Genomic DNA, 22,288 nt, shown 5'->3' with positions numbered 1-22,288 from the left:
GGATGGCGCTCCTCGACCACCTCAAAGAGCTGCGCAACCGGCTCTTTAAGGCGGCAATCGCCGTCGTCCTTGGGACGGTAGTGGGTTTCCTTGTCTACCAGCCAATGCTGGCGGCGCTGATCAAGCCGATCCGCGACCTGAATGAACATGAAGGCCGCCAGGCCACCCTGAATTTCGACGGCGTCGCGAGCTCGTTCGACCTCATGATCCAGGTCTCCGTATTCCTGGGCCTGATTATCGCCAGCCCCGTCTGGCTCTACCAGCTCTGGGCCTTCATCGTGCCGGGGCTGCACAAGAAGGAACGCCGCCTGGCCCTGTCCTTCGTGGCGGCGGCCGTGCCGCTCTTCGTCGGCGGCGTCCTGCTGGCCTGGCTCGTGCTGCCCAACGCGGTCCGCGTCCTGACCGACTTCACGCCGTCGGGCGGCTCCAACTTCATCAGCGCCCAGGTGTACCTGTCCTTTGTGCTGCGGCTGCTGCTCGCCTTCGGCATCGCCTTCCTCCTCCCGGTGGTCCTGTTCGGGCTGAACCTGGCCGGACTCATCAAGGGCCAGCAGCTGCTCAAGAGCTGGCGGATCACAGTCTTCCTGGTCTGCCTGTTCGCCGCGATGGCCGCTCCCGGCGCCGACGCCATGAGCATGTTCTACCTGGCCGGACCCATGCTGGCGCTGTTCTTCGCCGCGATCGGGCTGTGCCTGCTCAACGATCGCCGGCGCGAGCGGCGCGCCGTCAAACGCGACGCCGAGACCGAAGCCACCGCCGACCACGCCACCCCCAGCTCCGAGCTGGAGAATCTCTAGCCTTTCGCGCACTAGGCTGGAAACATGTCCTCACACCCCGGGCCGGAATCACCGTCCGAACGTTACCGCGCCAGCGTCGAGCGGGCTGCTGAAGCCAAGACCTATCTGGGCGGGTTCATCCGCTCGCTCGAATTTGAACTCGATGACTTCCAGCGCGAAGCATGCCTGTCCCTGCAGGCCGGCCGGGGCGTGCTGGTGGCCGCCCCCACCGGCGCCGGGAAGACGATTGTGGGGGAGTTCGCCATCTATCTGGCCCTCCAGCGTGGGCTCAAGGCGTTCTACACCACCCCCATCAAAGCCCTGAGCAACCAGAAGTACTCCGAACTGGCCGCCAAGTACGGCGCCGCCCAGGTGGGACTGCTCACCGGAGATACCAGCATCAACGGCGACGCCCCGGTGGTGGTCATGACCACCGAAGTGCTCCGCAACATGCTCTACGCGGATTCGGACACCCTGGATGATCTCGGCTTCGTGGTCATGGACGAAGTCCACTACCTCGCCGACCGCTTCCGGGGCGCCGTGTGGGAGGAAGTCATCATCCATCTGCCCAGCGAGGTCCAGGTGGCGTCCCTGAGTGCCACGGTCTCCAACGCCGAGGAGTTCGGTGCGTGGCTCGACACCGTCCGCGGGCAGACCGATGTGATCGTCTCCGAGCACCGCCCGGTGCCGCTGTGGCAGCACGTCATGGTGGGGCGGAAGATCGTGGACCTGTTTGCCGGCGACACGAGCTTTGACGAGATCGCCCTGCCTGTTGGGGCAACTGCCAGTGAGGCAACTGCCGGGGAGGCATCCGCCGTAGCCGATGCTGTTGTCGGCGGCCCGGCGGCCGCCGTCACCTCGGAAGCGCCAGGGCGGGCCGGCTTCGAGGTCAACCCGGAACTGCTGTCCATGGCCCGGGCCGAGAGCCAGATGAATTTCCGTGGCCGCTTCGGCCACGGCGGCCGGAACCAGCGCCGCCAGCAACGCAGCCAGCGGGACGAACCGCAGGGCGCCCAGCGCAGCCCGGTGCGGAAGGCCAGCCGGCCGCAGGTCATCGCCAGCCTGGACCGGCAGGACCTCCTGCCGGCCATCACATTCATCTTCTCGCGCGCCGGCTGCGATGCCGCCGTGGCCCAGTGCGTCGCGGCCGGACTCTGGCTGACCAGCGAGGCCGAACAGCAGATCATCGCCCGGCGCGTCGACGAGGCCGCCCAGGACATCCCCTCGGATGACCTCGATGTGCTCGGCTTCTGGAGCTGGCGGGACGGCCTGCTCCGCGGGCTCGCCGCGCACCACGCCGGCATGCTGCCGACCTTCAAGGAGGTTGTGGAGAAGCTGTTCGTCGACGGGCTGGTCAAGGCCGTCTTCGCCACCGAAACACTCGCCCTGGGCGTCAACATGCCGGCCCGCTGCGTCGTGCTCGAAAAGCTCGACAAGTTCAACGGCGAGGCTCACGTCAACATCACGGCGGGGGAGTACACCCAGCTGACGGGCCGCGCCGGCCGCCGCGGCATCGACGTCGAGGGCCACGCCGTCGTGCTGTGGCAGCCCGGAACGGATCCGGCCGCCGTCGCCGGCCTGGCCTCACGGCGGACCTACCCGCTGAACTCCAGCTTCCGGCCCACGTACAACATGTCGATCAACCTTTTGGCGCAGTTCGGCCGGCCGCGCGCCCGGGAGATCCTCGAATCATCCTTTGCCCAGTTCCAGGCGGATCGATCCGTGGTGGGACTGGCCCGGCAGGTCAGGAGCCGGGAAGAATCCATTGCCGGGTTCAGCAAGGCCATGACCTGCCACCTGGGCGACTTCACCGAATACGCGCGGCTGCGGCGGGCCCTGGGCGATGCCGAAACCATGGCCTCGCGGAGCACGTCCCGGGCCAGGAAGTCCTTGACCGAGGACTCCCTGAGCAGGCTGCTTCCCGGCGACGTAGTGGATGTTCCGGCGGGGAAGTCGCCCGGGCTCGCGGTGGTGCTCAGCTCCGACCACGAATCCCGCGAGCCCCGCCCCGCCGTCATGACGCTGGACAACCAGCTCCGCCGGATTGGCCTGCACGACGTCGAAGGTCCGTTGTCGCCGATCACGCGGATCAGGATTCCCAAGACCTTCAACGCCAAGGTTCCCAAGTCCCGCCGCGACTTGGCGTCCTCGGTGCGCAACGCCATCCGCGAGAACCGGCCGCCGGCGCCGCCGCGCCGCGACGACGACTTCGGCCGGGCCTCCGCTGCACCCAACCAGGAGAAGCGGATCGCCGAGCTCCGCCGGGAACTGCGCGCCCATCCCTGCCACGGCTGCAGTGAACGCGAGGACCATGCCCGGTGGTCCGAACGCTGGTGGAAACTCCGCCAGGAAACGGACGGGCTCATCCGCCAGATCCAGGGCCGGACCAACACCATCGCCAAGACGTTCGACCGTGTGTGCGGCGTCCTGACGGGCTACGGCTACCTGGAAACCTCGGACACGGGCGCGCTGTCCATCAGCCCGGACGGGCAACGCCTGCGGCGGATCTACGGCGAAAAGGACCTGCTGATTTCGCAGTCACTGCGGATGGGGGCCTTCAACGACCTCGACGCCGCCGAGATCGCCGCGCTGGCCAGTGTGCTCGTCTACCAGGCCAAGCGTGAGGACCGCGGCCTGCGGCCCAAGATGCCGAGCGTGTCCCTGGAATCCGCGGTAGACACCGTGGTCCGCGAATGGTCCGCGCTGGAGGACGTCGAGGAAGCCAACAAGCTGCCCCTCACTGGCGAGCCCGAGCTCGGCCTTGTGTGGCCGATCTTCAAATGGGCCAAGGGCCGGCACCTCCAGGACGTGCTGAGCGGCACCGACCTGGCCGCGGGCGACTTTGTCCGCTGGGTCAAACAGGTGATCGACCTCCTGGACCAGCTCGCCGACATCCCGAACCTCGACCCCCGGATTGCGCGGCTGTGCGCGGAGGCCATCAAGCTCATCAAACGCGGCGTCGTCGCCTATTCCTCCGTGGCCTAGGGCGCGGGCCGGACCGTCCCGCTCCCTGGACCACTCGCTGGCCCGCTACCGCGGCCTCCCAGATTTTCGAACCCGCCGGCGCTCGGCCGGCCCCCAGCAACAAGGAGTTCCCGCCCCATGACCGATTCGCCGGCCGCCCCCGCCCCCCGCAACGTCACGCTGTACCGCAACGGCTCGGTCTACACGGCTGCCGATCCCTTTGCGACTGCGATGCTGGTCGACGGCGACACCGTCGCCTGGGTTGGTTCCGAGCAGGCCGCCACGTCCATCGCCGATGCCTCCATGGAGGTAATCGATCTGCAGGGCGCGCTCCTGGCCCCCGGTTTCGTCGACTCCCACCTCCACCTGACGGAAACCGGAATCGCGCTGGAGGGCCTCCAGCTGGCCGGGGTGCGCTCCTCCGCTGAACTCCTCGACGCCGTCGCCGCCGCCTCCGCGTCCAGCGCGGGCGGTCCCGTCCTGGGCCACGGCTGGGACGAGACCACTTGGGCCGATCCCGCCCTGCCCTCCCGGGACGAAATCGAACGCGCGGCCGGCGGCCGCCAGGTCTACCTGTCCCGCGTCGATGTCCACTCGGCCCTGGTATCGAACTCCCTGGCCGCGTCGGCCGGACTGGACGGGCTCGACGGCGGCGGCGCCGGAAGCCAGGTCAAACGCGACGCCCACACCGCGGCCCGCCTGGCGGCCCGCCGGCTGCCGGCGGACGCCCTGCGCGCCTACCAGCAGCGCGCCCTCGCCGAGGCTGCGGCCAACGGCTACGTGGCCCTCGCCGAGATGGCCGCGCCGCATATCGGAAGCATCGAGGACCTGCGGCTCGCGGTGGCCTGGAACAGCACCTCCGGCGGCGGACCGAACGGGGTGCACGGCGTGGCAGTGCCGGAGATCCTGCCGTACTGGGGCGAGCTCGCCGGATCCGCCGAACATGCCCAGTCCATCCTGGACGAATTGGGCCTGCCTGTACTGGGCCTCGCCGGTGACCTGAACATCGACGGCTCGATCGGCTCACGGACTGCCGCCCTGCGGGCGGACTACACCGACGCGCCCGGAGAGCGCGGCAGCCTGTACCTCTCCGTGGCCGAGGCAGCCGCCCACCTCGCGGCGTGCTCCCTCCTGGGGATCCAGGCGGGTTTCCACGTGATCGGCGACGCCGGCCTGGACGCGGCCCTCGACGCCCTCGACCTCGCCGCGGCTGAGGTGGGGGAGCAGCGCGTCCGTGCCGCGGGGCACCGGTTCGAGCACGTCGAACTCGCCGATGCCGCGGCCATCAGCCGGCTGGCCCGCTATTCGGTCAGCGTCAGCGCGCAGCCGGTCTTCGACGCCCTGTGGGGTGGCGGGGACCGCCTGTACCAGCAGCGCCTCGGCTCCCGCCGGCTGGGAATGAATGCCTTTGGCAGCCTCTACGCGGCCGGTGTGCCGATCTGCTTCGGCAGCGACAGTCCGGTGACGCCGCTCCGGCCGTGGTCCAGCGTGCGCGCGTGCCTGCAGCACACCAATCCCGCCGAACAGATCTCCGCCCGCGCCGCGTTCCTCGGCCACACGCGGGCCGGCTGGCGGGCAGCCCGCTACCCCAACCCCATGGCCGGGCAACTGGTGCCGGGCGCTCCGGCCAGCTTTGCGGTCTGGGAGGTCGAGGAGCTCATGGTCCAGGTGGCCGACGGGCGCGTGCAGTCGTGGAGCACCGACCCGCGCGCCCGCACCCCGCTGCTGCCGGCGCTGGACACCGGCAGCGATCCTGCCTGCCTCCTGACGGTACGGGACGGCCAGGAACTCTATGCCAGCGGCGCCCTCCACGCCTGAACACCTGGCGCCTGATCCGGCCCGTCATCCAGCGGACGGAGCGGAAACATTTCCACCCGCGCCCCCGCCCTGAACTGCGCCGACAGACGAAACGGCAGGTCACGGCTCGGTTGACAGATCGGCCCGCCCCCGTAGCATTGAGGGGCAACGGAGGGTTGCGTACCGCGCAGACTCCGGCAGTCCCCGGTCCTTCCCAGGTTGCCGCACCCGCGGGAGCTTTACTTGGTCATGACCACGGGCACCCCCAGGGGGCGGGTCTACTTCGCAGCAGAAAACGGTTCCGGCGCCGCAATTCGTGGCCTGCCGGTACTGGCCCGAAGCGGGTGGACCTGCCCGGGCGGCCGTACGGCCGCCTCGCGGGCGCCCCACGGGCGCGCAACTCCCTATAATGGGAAGTTGCGCCTGAATATCCGGAACCATTGACTTTCGGCGCACCGACCGCTCCCTTCAAGGAAAGGCCTCGCTGTGCGTGTCCTCACCATCATCCCGACCTATAACGAGCTGGAATCGTTGCCCAAGACCCTCGGTCGCCTGCGCACAGCCGTGCCCGCCTCCGACGTGCTGGTTGTCGACGACAACAGCCCTGACGGCACGGGGCAGCTGGCGGACCGCATGGCCGCAGAAGACGGACAGGTCCACGTCCTGCACCGCGCCGGAAAGGCCGGCCTGGGAGCGGCGTACATCGCGGGCTTCAAGTGGGGCCTGGACGCCGGCTACGACATCCTCGTGGAGATGGACGCTGACGGCTCGCACCAGCCCGAGCAGCTGCCGCAGCTGATCGAGGCCGTGGAGCAGGGCGCGGACCTCGCCATGGGCTCCCGCTGGGTTCCCGGCGGCCGTGTGGTCAACTGGCCGCTCTACCGCCAGGCCATCAGCCGCGTCGGCAGCACGTACGCGCGGATCATGCTCGGAGTAAGGATCAAGGACGTCACCGGCGGCTTCCGCGCCTTCCGGCGGACCACGCTGGAGAAGCTGAACCTGGATGCGGTCGACTCGGTAGGCTATGGCTTCCAGGTGGATCTTGCCTGGCGCGTGGCCAAGCTCGGCCTGACCATCGTGGAACGGCCCATTACCTTCGTGGAGCGCGAGCTCGGCGCTTCGAAGATGAGCAGCAACATCGTCGTCGAAGCCATGATCAACGTCACCAAATGGGGACTCACGGCCCGCTGGAACAAGCTCCGGGGCAAGCAGGACAGCAGGCAGGACGCCTAAGGCGTGTCTCCCGGTCCGGGCATCACCGGGGTATAGGGTCGGGCGGTATGGCGCTGCGACTTGTTCAGGTGAATTTCAAGGCTCGGGATGACTCAACGCTCGGCCGGTTTTGGGCGGAGGCACTCGGCTGGGGTGTGTCCAGCGAGGGACCCGGTGTGACCAATGTTGAACCCCTGGGTTTCGTCTGGCCGGACCCCGCCGCCGTCTGCGTCGATGTCGTCACCGTCCCGGACCCCGAGACGGTGGGGTACCGGGCGCGCCTCGATCTCGCCACCACCTCTGCGGCCCACCAGGCGGAGCTGGTGGCGCATCTCTTGGGGCTCGGCGCGACGCCCGCCGACGTCGGCCAGGGTGCTGAGCCGTGGACGGTTCTGGCCGACCCGGAGGGCAACCTGTTCCGCGTGCTGGAGCCCCGCCCGATCTACCAGGACACCGGGCCGATCGCCGCGGTGGTGGTCAGCTGTGCAGACCCACGGGCCATGGCCGGGTTCTGGGCCGGGGCGACGGACTGGACCCTGCACGAGGTGGACGACGATCACGCGAGGCTGCGTTCGGCCAAGGGTGTCGGGCCGTACCTTGAGTTCCTTCGTACGCCCGGCGTGCCTGCCGTGTGGGGCCGTGTCCATCTCGACCTGATGCCGTACCCGGGTGATGATCAGGCGGCGGAGGTGGCCCGGCTGCGGACTCTGGGCGCCACTGACGCCGACGTCGGCCAAGGCGATGTGCCCTGGGTCTGCCTCGCCGACTCGGAGGGCAACGAGTTCTGCGTCCTCACCCCCGGCTGACGCAGTATCCCGGCTCCTGTGCGCGTCCAGGCGATGCAGCCGCAGGAGGCGCAGAGCATGGAGGAACAGGAAAAGGGCCGGGCCCGCATCGAATGATGCGGGCCCGGCCCTTGCCGTAGCCGGTGCGCTGGGGACTAGGCCGAGCGGCGTTCGCCGCGGCGTTCGCGCAGGATGGTGAGGCGATCTTCGAGGATCTGCTCAAGTTCGGGAAGCGAGCGGCGCTCCAGCAGCATGTCCCAGTGCGTGCGCACTGCCTTCTCGTTGCTGTTGACGGGGCGTTCGCCATCCACAAGCAACGCCTCCTTGCCCGTCTTCGAAACCCAGACCGGGGGGATTTCGGCTTCCGAGGAGAATGTCACGAACACCTGCTCGCCATCCTCGCAACGGTATTCAACCCGCTGGCGCGGAGCCGGTTCGACGCCGGATTCGGTCTCCATGCTCTGTGCGCCAAGGCGCATACCCCGCAGGCTGCGATCGCTCATCTTTTCTCCCTCTATTCGGTTCGCAGGGTCAAGCCCTGCGTTGTCCGGGGACCGTCAGGCGCCGGACTTCTGGTTGCACCGCGCTGTACCGTAACTGGCCCGGTGTGGCCCGGCCAGATGACAGTTACCAGTGGACAAAACTCTTTGGAACGTCATTGGAATCAACGCTGTGCGGAGCGTTTTTGTTCCGGACGGCTGAACTGACCGGACAAATATTCAAGTATACGGGAGTGGTGCGGGCGCGGTAAAGCGAGTAGCCCCGTGGCGTGAACTGCGTATCCTGTACCCGACCGGGCCGGCCTTAAGCCGGCTGGCCCCCGCCGCCGGCCGAAATGGCCGGTCCGCGGGGGCCAGGACGGAGCTATCCGATCCGACCGATCCAGGGCGGGAGCAGGCTCAGGGCCGGTTCCCTTGGCCGTCGGCTGCGGCGGGCGGTGAGTACGGTGCCACGTCCGGCGTTGAGGCCGTCTGCTCCTGCACCGCGCCTGCACCCAGTACGCTGCCGATCCCTTTGAGCGCCTCGCCAACCTCGCTGGGAATGATCCACAGCTTGTTTGAGGATCCCTCGGCAATCTTCGGGAGGGTCTGGAGGTACTGGTAAGCCAGCAGTTTCTGGTCCGGGTTGCCCTTGTGGATCGCGTCGAAGACCTTCTGGATGGCCTGGGCCTCGCCGTCGGCCCGCAGGATGGCCGCCTTCGCGTCGCCTTCGGCCTTCAGGATGGAGGACTGGCGCTGGCCTTCGGCGGTGAGGATCGCGGACTGCTTGGTGCCCTCGGCCGTCAGGATGGCGGCGCGGCGGTCACGTTCGGCCCGCATCTGCTTTTCCATCGAGTCCTGGATCGAGTGGGGCGGATCGATCGCCTTGAGCTCGACCCGGGAGACCCGGATGCCCCAGCGACCGGTCGCCTCGTCCAGGACGCCGCGGAGCTGGCCGTTGATCTGGTCGCGCGAGGTCAGCGCTTCCTCCAGGTTGAGGCCGCCAACCACGTTGCGCAGGGTGGTGGTGGTCAGCTGTTCCACTGCCTGGATGTAGTTGGCGATCTCGTAGGTGGCGGCCCGGGCGTCCGTGACCTGGAAATAGACCACGGTGTCGATCGAGACCACCAGGTTGTCCTCGGTGATGACCGGCTGCGGCGGGAAGGACACCACCTGCTCCCGCAGGTCGAGCAATGGCAGCAAGCGGTCCACAAACGGGATCAGCAGGGTAAGTCCGGGATTCAGGGTGCGTTGGTATTTACCCAGCCGTTCAACGACGCCGGCACGGGCCTGTGGAATGATCCGGACCGACCGGACCAGCACAATAATTACAAACACAATTAGTACCAGCAGCACAATTGCGACTGCGATATTCATACATCACCTATTCCCCAGTTGTTTTGTCTTAGTCTCGCGCCGGCAGCGCCGCACCGGCGGACAACAGTGCCCGCCGGACAGCGCCCCTTATTGGACGGCGGATTCCGGTTGCGGGGCCACGATCGCGGTGGCCCCTTCGATGGCACTGACCACAGCCTGCTGTCCGGGCGCCAGCACTCCCGATTCGGACCGCGCACTCCAGACGTCCCCGCCAATCTTGACGAGCCCGCCGTTTTCGCTCACAGCCTCCATGACGACGGCGGATTCGCCGATGAGGCGTTCAATATTGGTGCGCTGATCCGCCGGTCCCCGGTGGAGATGCTTGAGGGCCACCGGCCGGACGAAGCCGATCATGAGCAGGGACACCACGCAGAAGGCGATAATCTGCAGCCACGGATCGGCGCCGGCGAAGTCCGCCACCAGCCCGGCGAGGGCGCCGCCGCCGAGCATGATGAAGAACAGGTCGAGTGTGATCATCTCGACCACGGCAAACAGGAGAAAGAGCGTGAGCCACAACGCCCACCAATTCTCGATCAGCCATTCAGACATCAGTTCCCCCTTGAGTTCCGGGAGCTGCAGGCACAGGTCCCCAGTAACTGTGATTCCATCCTAAGCGGAACAGCAATAGCTGGGACCGGCGGTAGGGAATTGATGGCCAAAGTGGCCAAGTCGTTATTTCGCGGGTCGATTCCCCGGCCTGGCCTTCCGCCCCGGTTCCCCTCCCGGGGGTGGTTTTCGGGGCATGCCGGACGGCAGCCGCGAACCGGCGGGAGCGGGAATGGTCAGCGGATGGGTTGAAAGACGCTGATCCGGAAGCGGGCCGAGACAGAGGTCCGCTCCGGAAGCGCGGCCTCGAGGGCTGCCAGTGCGGCGCGGTCCAGGTGGTGGCCGGCCGGTCCCATGTAGGCCAGGTTGGCGACGTCGCGCGGGCCAAGGGTCAATGCCAGGTCCAGACCAGATGCTGCGACGGGCGCGAAGTGCTGCCCCAGGGACGCGGCGAGCCGCTCGTCCTTGGCCGGCTCGATCCCCAGCATCCCGGCCGGCCCGGCAACCTCCGCCAGGTGACCGGGCCGCGGTGTGACCACGACCAGGCGGCCGCCGGGGCGGAGAACCCGGGCGAACTCGGGCGCGTTGCGCGGCGCAAAGACCACGGTGACGACGTCGACGGCGTTCTCCGCGACCGGCAACGGCTGCCAGACGTCCCAGACGACGTTCAAAGCCTCGGGGTTCAGCCTGGCTGCGCGGCGCAGGGCGAACTTGGAAATGTCCAGGCCGATGGCCGCGGCAGGACCGCTGACCGCGGCCCGGTCCAGCACGGCCCTGAGGTAGTGGCCGGTGCCCGTCCCGGCGTCGAGCACGAGGGGCCGGCCGGCGGGGGCTTCCCGGAGCGCCGGTGTGGCGAGCCCGGCCACCGCATCGGCCAGCGGCTGGTAATGCCCCGCGGAGAGGAACTCGAAGCGGGCCGCCACCATGTCTGCGCTGTCGGCTTCAAAAACCGTCCCCTTGCCGACCAGGAAGTTGAAGTAGCCCTGCCTGGCCGCGTCAAAGCTGTGACCGGCTCCGCACACCAGGGTGCGGGCGCCGCCAGTGAAGCGGAGGCCCTGGCGGCACACCGGGCACAGGAGGGGGAGATCGGCGGCGGGCATAGCTTTCATCCTATGCGCGGATCCCCGGCCCGCCGCGCGGCCGGGGCACTGGCAACAGGGGCGCCGTGGCACCGGGCACACCGCGGCGCGCCCCGCCGCACCGGCGCAACGTGAGGTGTTTCACAGCGGGCGCGCCACGGGCTAGGCTCGCAATCGTGAAATCTGAACATCTTCCGCTGCTCAATTCCGTGTCCGCCCCTGCCGTGCACCCCGACGGTTCCCGCGCCGTGGTCTCCGTGCTCCGCCCGGACTTCGATGCCGATGCCTACGTGGGCCAGCTGTGGACCGTGCCCCTGGGTCAGGACCTGGCCCACCCGGACTTCAACGACCCGGACCAGAGGCCACGCCGGCTGACCCGGGGCTTCCGCGACACGGCACCGGACTTTTCACCTGACGGCCGTGCCCTTGGGTTCCTGCGTGCGGCAGCGGACGGAAAGCCGCAGCTGTTCGTGGTGGAAGCCGCCGGCGGCGAACCCCAGCTGTTGACGGCGGCCCCACTGGGGGTCAGCTCCTTCACGTGGTCGCCTGATTCCCGCAGCATTCTCTTCAGCGCCAGGACGCCTGACGAGGGCAGGTATGGCAGCGTCGACGGCGTGAGCGGGGGCAGCGAGGACGCCCGGCTGATCACGGATTTCCAGTACCGGATGAACGGTGTTGGCTACACCGCCGACAAGCCGCTTCAGCTGTTCATCCTCGAGGTGCCGCAGCTTGACGCCGAACCGAAGGTGGCGCCGGCCGGACGCGCCCTGAAGGCCCGCGGCACCGCGGCCGATCCCGCGGAGAATGCTGCCGGGCTGCTGCCGGCCGCCAAACAACTCACCACCGCACCAGCGGACCACAACGGCGCCGGCTTCAGCGCCGACGGCACCATCTACTTCACCGCCGCCCTGCACGATGGGCGGGATACTGACCTCGTCAGTGGAATCTACGCGCTGCCTGTTACCGGAGGGCAGCCGCAGGCTGTGGTGCCGGCCAACGCCGGACGGCAGAGCATCAGCGCCGTGCGTCAATCCGCCGATGGGCAGTGGCTCTTCTTCCTGGCCCAGGACCTGGGCGCATCCGGGCTGGACTTCGTGGCCAGGAACACCGTCCTCTATGCGATGCCTGCCGCCGGCGGACACGCCACGGCGCTCAGCGATGCCGAGGCGCTGGACCTGTCCGGCGGCAGCCGGCTGGAGCTGCGCGGCGGCGCGGGCGCCCTGGTGCTGAACAATGCGCGGGGAACCGTGGAGCTGCACGAATTCGTTGCGACGGGCGGCCACACCGTCCTCCTGGAAGGCAACCGGGTGGTGACCGGCGCCGCGGAGGGTGGCGGAACGCTCGTGGTGAGTTTCAGCGATTCGACGACGGCCGGTGATGTTGCCGTCCTCGAGCCCGGGCAGGTGCGCCGCCTGACGGACTTCTCCGCCCAGCTGCGGAGCGTGGCGGGGATCAGCGAGCCGCAGGAACTGACATTGGCCTCGGCCGACGGGTACCCGGTCCATGGCTGGCTCGTGAAGCCGGCGGGCCCGGGACCGCACCCGGTGCTGCTGAACATCCATGGCGGCCCGTTTGCCCAGTTCGGGGTGGCGTTGTTCGACGAAGCGCAGGTCTATGCCGGGGCCGGTTACGCCGTGCTGATGTGTAATCCGCGGGGTTCGGCCGGTTACGGCCAGGCACATGGCCGGTCCATCAAGGAGCGGATGGGAACCGTGGACATGCAGGACGTCCTGGCGTTCCTGGACGGGGCCGTGGGGAAATTCGAGGATCTGGACGCCGCCAATGTCGGCATCATGGGCGGATCCTACGGCGGCTACCTGACGGCGTGGACCATCAGCCACGACCACCGTTTCCGGGCCGCCATAGTCGAGCGTGGTTTCCTGGACCCCGTGAGCTTCACCGGTTCTTCCGACATCGGCTGGTTCTTCGGTGGCGAATACACCGGCCCGGCGGCGGAGCAAATGGCGGCCCAGAGTCCCATGGCGCGCGTGCAGCACGTACGGACGCCGTCGCTGGTGATCCACAGCGAGGAGGACCTCCGGTGTCCCGTGGAGCAGGGCCAGCGGTACTTCACCGCCCTCAAGCAACAGGGGGTCGAGACCGGATTCCTGGTCTTCCCCGGCGAGAACCATGAGCTGTCCCGCTCCGGCACCCCGCACCACCGGAAGCAGCGGTTCGATGAAATCCTGAAGTGGTGGGCCCGCTACCTGCCGTCCGCATCGAATCCGGCGCCGCAGCCCTAGCCCTGGCCCTGGCCCTGGCCCTGGCCCGCAGGCTTAGTCCGCGGCCGGGTCCGGCAGGAACCCGAGTTCCTGCCGGGCGCGGCTGATGTCCGGCTGGGCCCAACGGGCGGAGTATTCGGCATTGTTGCTGATGGAGCGCAGCTCGGCCCGGTCCAGGAAGAGGATCCCTTGGAGGTGGTCGGTTTCATGCTGGACAATCCGGGCCTGCCAGCCGGAGAAAGTCTGCTGGAGTTTCGTGCCGTCCGGCGCCGTGAAATCGAGCTGGACTGATTCCGGCCGCACGACCGCCGCCTGCAGGCCGCCAATGGAGAGGCAGCCTTCGTAGAACGCCGCGGACTTCGCGCCCAGGGGACGATAGCTCGGGTTCAGCATGGCAAAGAACGGCAGCGCCTCCCGCCCGCGGACGGCAGCGACGTCGGGATCGACGTCGAACTGGTCCTCCAGGACAGCGATCTGCAGTGGAATCCCCAGCTGCGGGGCCGCCAGGCCCACGCCTGGGGCCTTGTGCATCACGCTGCGCATGAGGTCGATGAGGTGGCCGAGGTCGGCATCAGCCAACTGGCCATCGTACGGCGCCGCCACGTGCCGGAGCACCGGGTGTCCGGCCTGGACAATTGGCGGGAGGATGCCGGCGCTCAGGATCTCCTGGACGGTCTCGCTTATCCGGGCGGCGCTGTAGTCGGAGGGCCTGGCGTCAAAGGGCATGCCCTCAGACTACTGGCGCCCGCACGCCTTTGTAACAAAGTCGTAGATGCGGGCGCGAAGTTGGCTGCCGGCGTCGACCTTCACAATTCCCTCGCGGCCCGCCACCCTGACCTGCAGCGGCAGGAGTGTGCCCACCTTGTCTTCGGCCACTGCATGGGGATCGCAGCGGGAGGGCCTGATGCCGAGGCGCACTTGGGCCGGGGCACCGCCGGCGCGGACCGTCACCGACCGGGGCCACGGGGCTTGTGAGCCCTCCGCCAGCAGCGTGGTTTCCTCGATCCGGTCAATCACCAGTTCACCGGCGCCGGCGGCGCGCGGTTGCAGCAGCAGACGCACGACGGCGGTCTGACCGTCCGCGGCGACCTCGAGCCCGGGATCCAGCGCGATCGTGGCGACAGCCGAGGCTTCCCGGGCCAGGCACAGCTCCGAATTGTTCCGCGCCAGGACGCCGAACGGGTCTGTTGCCGGAGCCATGGCCGGGACCGGCACGGCACCTTCCGGCGTGGCCAGCCGCAGGGATACGTGGGCGTCGCCCGCAGCCCCGGAGGTGGCTCCCGGTCCGGCCGGGCTGCCGCAATCCGGGGCGGGCAACGGTGCCGGCAGGCTCTTGGGCTGTCCGGGCGGAAGCTCGATCCCGCCGGTGCGGGCGGACCAGATGATCGGGGCCGCGAAGAGAGGGCTGGTCAGTTCCGCGCCGAGGACCGTCAGGGCATGGCCGGTGGTGTTCGTGAGCTGGATTTCGATGATCTGCTTGCTGTAGTTGTCGCGGAACTGGCTGATTTCCGCGGTCACGGGGCCTGTGGGGATCGGGGTAGCCGACGCCGTCGCGCTTGCCGGGGAGGCGGTGCCGCCGGCGGTTCCGGAGCTGCATGACGCCGCCGCGCCGAGCAGCACCAAGGCGGCCGCTGCCCGCAACACCCAATACGATGCGGCGCCGCGCATCACGGGAAGTCCGTCCATGCGCACAGTCTATTCCGGGGCAAACCCGTACCAATGCGCTGCCTAATGCATCGTGAAACGGCGGGCGATCAGGGAATTCACCGGCGGAACCGCGGCGACGCCTGCGATGCCACGGTTCCGCAGCGCCAGGAGACGGTCCGTGAGGGGCCGGCCCAGGGCCATGTTTATTTCCGCCTGGCGTGCGGCCCTCGCCGCCGCCCGCAACCGGGTCCGCTCAAAGGTCCGGAGGCGATCCGCGACATCCTGGCCGCGCACGGCCGCCGAGACGATCGGTGCCAACGCCGCCGCATCCAGCCAGCCGAGGTTCATGCCCTGCCCGCCGATGGGGCTCACCTCGTGGGCCGCATCCCCGATCATCACCACCCGGCCGGCCACCATCCGGGGGGCCAGGCGCGTGCGGACGCCGAAGCGGCTGAGCATGCTGTTGGTCCCGGCGTCGATGGCGAGCCCCGTCCGTTCGCGCACGCAGCCCATGAGCCACCGGGCGTCGACGCCGGGAGCGCCGGCTGCTGGTCCGCCGGCTGCGGGTCCGTCGGCTGCTCGTCCGCCGGCCGCGGAGTCGCCGGTACCCAGCCGGACCACCCAGCGGCGGAGCTGGCCGGGCAAGGGGAACGACTCCACGATGCCGGCGCCGGAGAGGAACAGTGCCGCGTCCGGACCGAACCCGGTGCCGTCCGCGAAGTCACCCATCAGGTAACTGTCCGGGTACTCTTTCACGCGCACGTCGGCGCCCTGCAGCGCCCGCACCGTGGAACGCACGCCGTCGGCGGCAATGACCAGCGGCGCCGAATAGCGCAGGGTGCCACTCCTGGAGTCGGCTTCCACGCTGACCCGGCCGCGGTCGTCGGACAGTCCGGTGAGGCGGACGCCGCGGTGCAGGGCGCCGTCGCCGAGCTCGTTGACCCGCCGCTCCAGGTGCGCCTCAGTACGGGCCTGGGGCAGGGACAGGACGAACGGAAAGCGGTCCGAGACGCCGGCAAAAGACATCCGGGCGAGGCATTTTCCGCCGGCCATTGCCATACCTCGGCGGATCTGGACCCCCTCGGCAATCATGGCCTCGGCAACTCCGGTTCCCGCGAGCGCGGCCAGCGCCGGCGGATGGATGCCGATGGCGCGCGACTGCGGCTCCGGTGCGCCCCGCTGTTCCAGGACCTGAACATCCACGCCGTCCTGCAGCAGCAGCGCGGCCATGAACAGCCCCACCGGACCGGCACCGATGATCAGCACCTCAGCCACTGGCGCCGGGCCCTGACTGGTAGACGCCGCCGGGAGTGCCGTGCAGCAGCAGGTTCCGGAAGGGGGCGTGGCGGGCGACGGTCCAGCCCGGGGGAGCGGCGGCGGCCAGCTCCGCGGCGGTGTAGCTTCGGCGGATGGAGGTCAGCCCGTCCCGCCGGATGTAGGAGCCGGTGAGCACCCAGGAGCCGGCAGAGAACAGCGCGTAGGCGGCGGGGCTGCGGCGGATGTCGTTGTGGACCACCGTGCCGCGGGACAACCGGGCCGACTCGGCGAGAAACTCTTCCAGCCCGTCAAGGTGGTGCAGGACATGGTTGGACACCACGAGGTCGTACCGGTTGCCCTCTTCGAGCAGCTCCGCGCTGGCCGCCTGGCGGAACGTCACGTCCGCCGTCGCGTGGCGGGCGCGGGCGAACAGGATCGCCCGCGGATCCGGGTCAATAGCGGTGACCTCGAGACGCAGTCCGTCCCGGGCCGCCCACCGGGCCAACAGCACGGAAACGTCGCCCCCGCCGCACCCGATATCCAGCAGGGACGTGGCGGAAGCAGCGGACAGCCGGGGCCTGATCCGGGACCGGTAGATGCCGCGCCAGCCGGCGACGGCACGGTTGACGAGCGCAAACTGGGCATACGTGCGCTCCAGGCGGCCGGGGTCGCAGCCCGGCAGGTCCATTTCCTCGACGGCGTCGGATGCGCGGTCCCGCAGGAGGGCCGCCCGAAGGTGTTCCATGCCCCGCTTCGCGCTGAACGGTTTCAGCGTGGCCGCTTTCAGACCCGTACCGCTACGGACTGCGCCGGTTCAGCTGATTCCGCTGGTTCCGCCGCCGGCTCCTGCCGCGGAGCCGCGGCGGCCCGCGGGGCAGCCACCCGGGTGAAGAGCGCCGTCTCGACCGTCAGGCCCGGGCCGAAGGCCATGGAGCAGATCCGTTCCGCGCCCGGGCCGGCCCAGCCGTCGTCCGCGGCGGCGTCTGCTGCCGGCAGTTCGAGGATGTGCTTGAGGACGAACAGGACGGTGGCGCTGCTCATGTTGCCGAAGTTCCGGAGGGTTTCGCGGGCCGGGACCAGCTGCTCGTCGCTGAGCTCCAGCCGGGACTGGACCTTGTCCAGAATGCTCCGGCCGCCCGGGTGGATGCCCCAGTGCTCGATCTCCCGGTAGGGGAGCCCCTGCAGCGAGCCGTCGCGGGACAGCAGCGGTTCCAGCGCGCCAATGATGTGGTCGTCGATGATGTGCGGGACATAGTTGCCCAGCACCATCTCGAAGCCCTCGTCGCCGATGTTCCAGGCCATCGAGTCCTCCCCGACGGGCGTCAGGACGGTTTCGAAGTGGTCCAGCCGCAGCAGGGGCGCTTCCCCGGGGATGTCCCGCGCTGTGATGATGGCCGCGGCAGCGCCGTCGGCGAACAAGGCCGACCCCATGATGGTGTCCGGATCATTGGAGGTCCGGACGTGAAGGGAACAGAGTTCGGCGCAGACCACCAGCACCGTTGCCTCCGGATCCGCCTCGCAAAAGGACTTCGCCGCCCGCAGCGCCGGGAAGGCTGCATAGCAGCCCATAAAGCCGAGGTGGTACCGCTGGACAGCCGGATTCAGGCCGAGGGCCCGGACAATCTTGTAGTCCGGGCCGGGATTGAAGAATCCGGTGCAGGAAACCGTGATCAGGTGGGTGATGTCCCGCGCCTCGACGCCCGGGCAGGCATCGAGGGCTTTTTGGGCTGCTTCAATGAAAAGCTTGGTCGCCTCCGTGGCGAAGATGCCGTTCCGGGTTTTGGTGCTGGGGCTGAGCACCAAGCCGGTGGCGGGGTCGAAGAACTGGGGGTTTTCCGCCTGGCTGTCCGCGGTGAGTTCCTCCACCGCCGTGTGCCTGGTGTCGATGGCTGCGGAGTCAAAGCACGTGTTGACGAGCCGGGATCCGAGCCGGGTGAGGCCCGGCTGGGCGGCGAACACGGCCCTGGCCTCGGGCTGGACCAGGATGGTTGGCGGGACTGCAGTTTCCAGAGACCTCAGGTAGACCGTCATGGTTCATTCTCAGCGAGCCTGCCGCCAAAGACAATGGAACGGCCGGAGATTCAGGAACACCTCCGGGCTGGACAACTCCGGCACGACGTAGCACGATCGCACTTGTGACCAGCAAACCCGACCGGGCGCAGCGCTTGCGCGACCTCGCGCTGTTACGCCGCGTCCGCGACCGAATGGACCGGGAATACGCACAGCCGCTGGATGTCGAGGCCCTCGCCCGCGGCGCCCACATGTCCGCCGGGCACCTCAGCCGCGAGTTCCGCCTGGCGTACGGCGAGTCGCCGTACAGCTATCTCATGACACGGCGCATTGAACGCGCGATGGCCCTGCTGCGCCGCGGCGACCTGAGCGTCACCGAGGCCTGCTTTACGGTCGGCTGCTCGTCGCTGGGCACCTTCAGCACCCGCTTCACCGAACTGGTTGGCGTGCCGCCCAGCGTCTACCGGCGCGAGGCTGCGAGGGCAACCGCGGGGATGCCCTCCTGCGTCGCGAAACAGGTCACCAGACCGGTCAGGAATCGAGAAGTCCCGGCCCCCGAACCGCAACTAGCATGAAGTCCATGGACATCAACATTCACGCGAGTTTCCTCCCACACAACGATCCCGACGCCGCCCTGGCCTTCTACCGGGACACCCTCGGCTTCGAGGTCCGCAACGACGTCGGCTACGGCGGGATGCGCTGGATCACGGTCGGCCCGGCCGGCCAGCCGGACACATCAATCGTGCTGGAACCGCCGGCCGCCGATCCCGGCGTCACCGACGAAGAGCGCGGCACCATCGACGAGATGATGGCCAAGGGCACCTACGCGCGCATCCTCCTGGCCACCAAGGACGTCGACGCCACCTTCGAGCGGCTGCAGGCCAGCGGCGCCGAGGTGGTCCAGGAACCGACAGAGCAAGCCTACGGGGTGCGCGACTGCGCCTTCCGCGATCCCGCGGGCAACCTGATCCGCATCCAGCAGCCGCTCTAAGGTGGCCGCCGGCCAGCGCCGGACCAGCCGCCAGCTGGTTAGATAGAGCCAGTCGACGACGACGGGGACGCGTGGGGCTGCCCCGCCCAACAGATGGAGACACGATGAGCATTGCCACGAGCACGGACACGCAGCCGCCCGCGCTGCATGAAGCGGACAGCCACGACCTGATCCGCGTGCAGGGCGCACGGGAGAACAACCTCAAGGACATCAGCGTCGAGATCCCGAAGCGCCGCTTGACGGTGTTCACCGGCGTGTCCGGCTCGGGCAAGAGCTCGCTGGTGTTCGCCACCATCGCCGCCGAGTCGCAGCGGATGATCAACGAGACCTACAGTGCGTTTGTGCAGGGCTTCATGCCCAACCTGGCGCGGCCCGAGGTGGACCACCTCGAGGGCCTGACGACGGCGATCATCGTTGACCAGGAGCGGATGGGCGCCAACCCCCGATCCACCGTCGGCACCGCCACCGACGCGAACGCCATGCTCCGGATCCTCTTCAGCCGCCTGGGCATGCCCCGCATCGGGCCACCGACTGCCTTTTCCTTCAACGTCCCGACGCGCAAGGCGAGCGGGGTGATGAGTACCGAGAAAGCCGGCGGCCGGGTCGAGCGGAGCGTGGTGCGCGATGTGGTCTACCTGGGCGGCATGTGCGCACGCTGCGAGGGGATGGGCGCGGTTTCGGACTTCGACCTCACCGCGTTGTACGACGACAGCAAGTCGCTCAGCGAGGGTGCCCTGACGATCCCCGGCTACAGCATGGACGGCTGGTACGGCCGGATCTTCAGCGGCGCCGGCTTCGACATGGACAAGCCGATCGCGAAGTTCACCAAGAAGGAAATGCACGACCTCCTCTACAAGGAGCCCACCAAGATTAAGGTCGAGGGCATCAATCTGACCTACGAGGGCGTGATCCCGAAGATCCAGAAGTCGATGCTCTCCAAGGACGTCGACGCCATGCAGCCGCACATCCGGGCCTTCGTGGAACGCGCCATCACGTTCCAGACCTGCCCCGAGTGCGACGGCACCCGGCTGAGCCCGGAGGCCAGGTCCGCGAAGATCCAGGGCAAGAACATCGCGGACCTCTGCGAGATGCAGATCAGCGACCTCGCCGCATGGATCCGCGGGCTTGACGCTCCTTCCGTCGCACCCCTGCTGAAAGGCCTGCAGCACCTGCTCGACTCGTTCGCCGAAATCGGGCTGGGTTACCTCTCGCTGGACCGGCCGGCGGGCACCCTGTCCGGCGGCGAGGCCCAGCGCACCAAAATGATCCGGCACCTGGGCTCGTCCCTCACAGACATCACCTACGTCTTTGACGAGCCGACGATCGGCCTGCACCCGCATGACATCGAACGGATGAACCAGCTGCTGCTGCAGCTGCGGGACAAGGGCAACACCGTGCTCGTCGTCGAGCACAAGCCGGAGACCATCGCCATCGCCGACCACGTCATTGACCTTGGCCCCGGCGCGGGTACCGCGGGCGGCAGCGTGTGCTTCGAGGGAACCGTGGGAGGCCTGCGGGCGAGCGACACCATCACCGGGCGGCACCTCGACGACCGGGCCAGGTTGAAGGACTCCGTGCGCACGCCGTCCGGCACGCTCGAGGTGCGGGGCGCCTCGACGCACAACCTCAAGGATGTGGACGTCGACGTCCCGCTCGGCGTGCTCTGCGTCGTCACGGGTGTTGCAGGTTCGGGCAAGAGCTCGCTGATCCACGGTTCGGTGGACGGCCGGGACGGTGTGGTGGTGATCGACCAGGGCGCCATCAAGGGTTCGCGGCGCAGCAACCCTGCGACGTACACGGGCCTCCTCGAGCCGATCCGCAAGGCGTTCGCGAAGGCCAGCGGCGTGAAGCCGGCGCTGTTCAGCTCCAATTCGGAGGGTGCCTGCCCCACCTGCAACGGCGCGGGTGTCATCTTCACCGAGCTCGGTGTCATGGCCACGGTCGAATCCACGTGCGAGGACTGCGAGGGCCGGCGGTTCCAGGCAGCAGTTCTGGAGTACACGCTGGGTGGCCGGAATATTGCCGAGGTGCTGGCCATGTCGATGACCGAAGCCGCGGTGTTCTTCAGCGAAGGGGAGGCCCGCACCCCGGCGGCCCACAAGATCCTCGACCGGCTCGTCGACGTCGGGCTCGGCTACCTCACCCTGGGCCAGCCGCTCACCACGCTGTCCGGTGGCGAGCGGCAGCGCGTCAAGCTCGCCACCCAGATGGCGGAGAAGGGTGACGTCTACGTCCTCGACGAGCCCACCACCGGCCTGCATCTCGCCGACGTCCAGAACCTGTTGGGACTCCTGGACCGGCTCGTCGACTCCGGCAAATCGGTCATCGTCATCGAGCACCACCAGGCGGTCATGGCGCACGCCGACTGGATCATCGACCTTGGTCCCGGCGCCGGGCACGACGGCGGCCGGATCGTTTTCGAGGGCACGCCCGGCAGCCTTGTGGCCGCCCGCTCCACCCTCACCGGCGAGCACCTGGCGGCCTACGTCGGTTCAGTGGCTGAAAACGGCATCAAGTGAACGAATGCGGTGAATCGGGGGACTAATCTGGGGGCGTGGCAAGCATTCGAGACGCTCAAAAGCAGATGACCCGCCGGCTTTTCCTCGACAAGGGGCTGGAGCTTTTCGAGGAGAAAGGGTTCGCCGCCACCACGGTGGATGACATTTCCGCTGCCGTGGGCACCACCAGGGCAACCTTCTATTCGCATTTTCCGTCCAAAGCCCAGCTCATGCGCTCGCTCGTCGAGCGGTCCAACGAGATGCTGACGGAGGCCGATGTCCCGCCGCTGCATTCGGTGGTGGAGTCCGGGGACCGTGAGCTGATAAGGGTCTGGCTGGCCCGGAAATTTGACCAGTGGGCCGACATCCGCCCCTATGTGGTGGCGGCTCACCAGGCCGCGGCCAGCGAGCCGGACATCCAGGCGGCTTTGGACCAGTGGTTCGACACGGCGATCGATGACATGCAGGCGGGCCTCGACAGCGCCGGGCGTTTTGACCCGGCCAGCCGCCGGGTCCGGTGCGCGCTGGCCTTCGGCGAACTGGAGTTCTTTTCCCGGCGCTGGATGCGGCTCGGCTGGACCGTGGACCGCGATACTTCACTGGATCTGATGGTCGAGAACTGGTGCTTCCTGCTGGCTGAGTGAGCCG

General features: G+C 68.5%; 19 protein-coding genes. 10 read left to right on the top strand and 9 right to left on the bottom strand.

Annotated elements, in window-relative coordinates; translation table 11 throughout:
* The first annotated feature begins 2 nt into the window (after nt 1-2).
* The 5 genes from tatC to AC1DRO_RS01710 all read left to right on the top strand — a co-directional run bounded on the left by tatC (nt 3) and on the right by AC1DRO_RS01710 (nt 7,555).
* Entirely contained in the window at nt 3-797 is a 795-nt protein-coding gene (tatC, locus tag AC1DRO_RS01730) for a twin-arginine translocase subunit TatC (protein WP_028275586.1), read from the top strand.
* A 24-nt stretch (nt 798-821) separates the two neighbouring features.
* Nucleotides 822-3,761 carry a DEAD/DEAH box helicase gene (locus AC1DRO_RS01725; RefSeq protein WP_476949576.1) on the top strand — a complete coding sequence of 980 codons (2,940 nt, stop codon included), beginning with the start codon at nt 822-824 and terminating at the stop codon, nt 3,759-3,761.
* A gap of 117 nt (nt 3,762-3,878) precedes the next feature.
* Nucleotides 3,879-5,558, top strand: a complete 1,680-nt coding sequence (locus AC1DRO_RS01720) for an amidohydrolase (RefSeq protein WP_476949575.1) — start codon at nt 3,879-3,881, stop codon at nt 5,556-5,558.
* Nucleotides 5,559-6,023: 465 nt separating this feature from the next.
* Nucleotides 6,024-6,770, top strand: coding sequence for a polyprenol monophosphomannose synthase (locus tag AC1DRO_RS01715; protein ID WP_476949574.1), 747 nt, complete (start codon nt 6,024-6,026; stop codon nt 6,768-6,770).
* 47 nt (nt 6,771-6,817) lie between these two features.
* Nucleotides 6,818-7,555 (top strand): VOC family protein, encoded by a 738-nt coding sequence (locus AC1DRO_RS01710; RefSeq protein ID WP_476949573.1) that lies wholly within the window; start codon nt 6,818-6,820, stop codon nt 7,553-7,555.
* A gap of 134 nt (nt 7,556-7,689) precedes the next feature.
* Here the strand turns inward: AC1DRO_RS01710 and AC1DRO_RS01705 are convergent, their stop codons facing one another.
* The 4 genes from AC1DRO_RS01705 to AC1DRO_RS01690 form a co-directional block, all read right to left on the bottom strand.
* The gene (locus tag AC1DRO_RS01705) at nt 7,690-8,037 is read right to left on the bottom strand and encodes an RNA polymerase-binding protein RbpA (RefSeq protein ID WP_026266329.1); all 348 of its coding nucleotides are present in this window, start codon (nt 8,035-8,037) and stop codon (nt 7,690-7,692) included.
* A 396-nt stretch (nt 8,038-8,433) separates the two neighbouring features.
* A complete protein-coding gene (locus tag AC1DRO_RS01700) occupies nt 8,434-9,390 on the bottom strand; it encodes an SPFH domain-containing protein (protein ID WP_028276337.1) in 957 nt (318 codons plus the stop codon).
* An 87-nt stretch (nt 9,391-9,477) separates the two neighbouring features.
* Nucleotides 9,478-9,939 carry an NfeD family protein gene (locus tag AC1DRO_RS01695; RefSeq protein WP_028276336.1) on the bottom strand — a complete coding sequence of 154 codons (462 nt, stop codon included), beginning with the start codon at nt 9,937-9,939 and terminating at the stop codon, nt 9,478-9,480.
* 233 nt (nt 9,940-10,172) lie between these two features.
* Nucleotides 10,173-11,036, bottom strand: coding sequence for a methyltransferase domain-containing protein (locus AC1DRO_RS01690; protein ID WP_476949572.1), 864 nt, complete (start codon nt 11,034-11,036; stop codon nt 10,173-10,175).
* A 155-nt stretch (nt 11,037-11,191) separates the two neighbouring features.
* Between AC1DRO_RS01690 and AC1DRO_RS01685 the strand changes: the two genes are divergently transcribed.
* Entirely contained in the window at nt 11,192-13,258 is a 2,067-nt protein-coding gene (locus tag AC1DRO_RS01685; protein WP_476949571.1) for a S9 family peptidase, read from the top strand.
* 33 nt (nt 13,259-13,291) lie between these two features.
* Here AC1DRO_RS01685 and AC1DRO_RS01680 read toward each other — a convergent pair whose 3' ends face one another.
* From AC1DRO_RS01680 to AC1DRO_RS01660, 5 genes are read right to left on the bottom strand one after another with little or no spacing between them, the layout of a single operon-like run.
* Complete coding sequence (locus tag AC1DRO_RS01680) at nt 13,292-13,963, bottom strand: peptide deformylase (protein WP_476949570.1); 672 nt, start codon at nt 13,961-13,963, stop codon at nt 13,292-13,294.
* 9 nt (nt 13,964-13,972) lie between these two features.
* Nucleotides 13,973-14,923 (bottom strand): hypothetical protein, encoded by a 951-nt coding sequence (locus tag AC1DRO_RS01675; protein ID WP_476949569.1) that lies wholly within the window; start codon nt 14,921-14,923, stop codon nt 13,973-13,975.
* A gap of 42 nt (nt 14,924-14,965) precedes the next feature.
* Nucleotides 14,966-16,159, bottom strand: a complete 1,194-nt coding sequence (locus tag AC1DRO_RS01670) for an FAD-dependent oxidoreductase (RefSeq protein WP_476949568.1) — start codon at nt 16,157-16,159, stop codon at nt 14,966-14,968.
* Nucleotides 16,152-16,886, bottom strand: coding sequence for a class I SAM-dependent methyltransferase (locus AC1DRO_RS01665; RefSeq protein ID WP_476949567.1), 735 nt, complete (start codon nt 16,884-16,886; stop codon nt 16,152-16,154). Before AC1DRO_RS01665 ends, AC1DRO_RS01670 begins: the two co-directional genes overlap by 8 nt.
* 38 nt (nt 16,887-16,924) lie before the next feature.
* Nucleotides 16,925-18,172 (bottom strand): type III polyketide synthase, encoded by a 1,248-nt coding sequence (locus AC1DRO_RS01660; protein ID WP_476949566.1) that lies wholly within the window; start codon nt 18,170-18,172, stop codon nt 16,925-16,927.
* Between the two features lie 104 nt (nt 18,173-18,276).
* Between AC1DRO_RS01660 and AC1DRO_RS01655 the strand changes: the two genes are divergently transcribed.
* The 4 genes from AC1DRO_RS01655 to AC1DRO_RS01640 all read left to right on the top strand — a co-directional run bounded on the left by AC1DRO_RS01655 (nt 18,277) and on the right by AC1DRO_RS01640 (nt 22,284).
* Nucleotides 18,277-18,726 (top strand): helix-turn-helix transcriptional regulator, encoded by a 450-nt coding sequence (locus AC1DRO_RS01655; protein ID WP_476949565.1) that lies wholly within the window; start codon nt 18,277-18,279, stop codon nt 18,724-18,726.
* The gene (locus tag AC1DRO_RS01650) at nt 18,723-19,142 is read left to right on the top strand and encodes a VOC family protein (protein ID WP_476949564.1); all 420 of its coding nucleotides are present in this window, start codon (nt 18,723-18,725) and stop codon (nt 19,140-19,142) included. The genes AC1DRO_RS01655 and AC1DRO_RS01650 overlap by 4 nt, the downstream gene beginning before the upstream one ends.
* A gap of 104 nt (nt 19,143-19,246) precedes the next feature.
* Nucleotides 19,247-21,661 (top strand): ATP-binding cassette domain-containing protein, encoded by a 2,415-nt coding sequence (locus AC1DRO_RS01645; RefSeq protein ID WP_476949563.1) that lies wholly within the window; start codon nt 19,247-19,249, stop codon nt 21,659-21,661.
* Nucleotides 21,662-21,696: 35 nt separating this feature from the next.
* A complete protein-coding gene (locus AC1DRO_RS01640; RefSeq protein ID WP_028276328.1) occupies nt 21,697-22,284 on the top strand; it encodes a TetR/AcrR family transcriptional regulator in 588 nt (195 codons plus the stop codon).
* The last annotated feature ends 4 nt before the right edge of the window (nt 22,285-22,288 follow it).

It is taken from the genome of Arthrobacter sp. P4_F11, assembly GCF_056401395.1.
Note: the sequence above shows the minus strand (reverse complement) of the source record. Positions and strands in the feature narration are given on the sequence as shown.

Excerpts from the sequence above, each read along its gene's own strand:
- AC1DRO_RS01675 (WP_476949569.1), bottom strand. The coding sequence starts at position 14,923 with ATGGACGGACTTCCCGTGATGCGCGGCGCCGCATCGTATTGGGTGTTG.
- AC1DRO_RS01725 (WP_476949576.1), top strand. The coding sequence starts at position 822 with ATGTCCTCACACCCCGGGCCGGAATCACCGTCCGAACGTTACCGCGCC.
- AC1DRO_RS01645 (WP_476949563.1), top strand. The coding sequence starts at position 19,247 with ATGAGCATTGCCACGAGCACGGACACGCAGCCGCCCGCGCTGCATGAA.
- AC1DRO_RS01680 (WP_476949570.1), bottom strand. The coding sequence starts at position 13,963 with ATGCCCTTTGACGCCAGGCCCTCCGACTACAGCGCCGCCCGGATAAGC.
- AC1DRO_RS01720 (WP_476949575.1), top strand. The coding sequence starts at position 3,879 with ATGACCGATTCGCCGGCCGCCCCCGCCCCCCGCAACGTCACGCTGTAC.
- AC1DRO_RS01665 (WP_476949567.1), bottom strand. The coding sequence starts at position 16,886 with ATGGAACACCTTCGGGCGGCCCTCCTGCGGGACCGCGCATCCGACGCC.
- AC1DRO_RS01700 (WP_028276337.1), bottom strand. The coding sequence starts at position 9,390 with ATGAATATCGCAGTCGCAATTGTGCTGCTGGTACTAATTGTGTTTGTA.
- AC1DRO_RS01695 (WP_028276336.1), bottom strand. The coding sequence starts at position 9,939 with ATGTCTGAATGGCTGATCGAGAATTGGTGGGCGTTGTGGCTCACGCTC.
- AC1DRO_RS01690 (WP_476949572.1), bottom strand. The coding sequence starts at position 11,036 with ATGCCCGCCGCCGATCTCCCCCTCCTGTGCCCGGTGTGCCGCCAGGGC.
- AC1DRO_RS01710 (WP_476949573.1), top strand. The coding sequence starts at position 6,818 with ATGGCGCTGCGACTTGTTCAGGTGAATTTCAAGGCTCGGGATGACTCA.
- tatC (WP_028275586.1), top strand. The coding sequence starts at position 3 with ATGGCGCTCCTCGACCACCTCAAAGAGCTGCGCAACCGGCTCTTTAAG.
- AC1DRO_RS01660 (WP_476949566.1), bottom strand. The coding sequence starts at position 18,172 with ATGACGGTCTACCTGAGGTCTCTGGAAACTGCAGTCCCGCCAACCATC.
- AC1DRO_RS01705 (WP_026266329.1), bottom strand. The coding sequence starts at position 8,037 with ATGAGCGATCGCAGCCTGCGGGGTATGCGCCTTGGCGCACAGAGCATG.
- AC1DRO_RS01650 (WP_476949564.1), top strand. The coding sequence starts at position 18,723 with ATGAAGTCCATGGACATCAACATTCACGCGAGTTTCCTCCCACACAAC.